This window comes from Lactobacillus sp. WILCCON 0149 (assembly GCF_057197965.1).
In genome coordinates this window covers 1-821 of record NZ_JBUBHO010000030.1, presented here as the reverse complement: position 1 = coordinate 821, position 821 = coordinate 1, and the positions used below count along the sequence as shown (strand labels likewise).

Below are 821 nucleotides of genomic sequence, written 5' to 3'. Positions count from 1 at the left end.
TCCAGAAGCAGCTGTATCCGAATTGGTGCCTTCTCTGTAGTCAGACGAATTATTGAAGACTACAAGCTCGCTGAACACTTGAAGCGCTGGGATGATCGGGGAAAAGGACTGCTCCTTGACCTGGCCGCGTACTCTGTTATCGCAGAAAGCAACGTGGCTCAGCACTTCCCGGATTATGCCTACAACCATCCATTGATGACGCCACAGAACAAGATTTACAGTGACTCTACAATCTCTCGCTTCATTCGCGAGATCGATGACAATGACAGGGTCGACTTCTTGAACAGCTGGAACGCCACCCATGACAAGAATGAGAAAATCTACGTTTCCTATGACTCCACCAACAAGAACTGCAAGGCTGGAGATATTGAGATGGCTGAATACGGTCACCCCAAGAATGACGTTGGCGCGCCAATCATCAACTACTCGATTGCTTACGATATGACCAATGAGAAGCCCCTGCTTTACGAGAGCTACCCGGGCAGTATCGTTGACGTCTCGCAGCTGAAATACATGCTGGAGAAGATTCGCGGCTACGGCTATAAGAAGATAGGCTTCATCCTTGATCGCGGATACTTCAGTAAGGCTAACATCCAGTTCATGGACTCATGTGACTATGATTTCGTGATGATGGTTAAAGGCAGAGCCTCCTTTGTACACGGCTTGATCATGGAGCACATGGGTGACTTCGAATCAAAGAGAGCCTGCTCAATCAAGGCTTACCGGACTTATGGTATGACGGTTAAAGCCAAGCTGTACGCGGATGACGACACTGACCGCTACTTCCACATCTACTACAAAGCCAAGAAGCAGGCCAGCGA

The 821-nt window shown here is 48.8% G+C and carries 1 protein-coding gene; it reads left to right on the top strand.

What is annotated here, in order from left to right; genetic code table 11:
- A partial coding sequence (locus ACYVUV_RS12330) for an IS1634 family transposase (RefSeq protein WP_484499576.1) occupies positions 1–821 on the top strand: 821 nt, incomplete at both ends.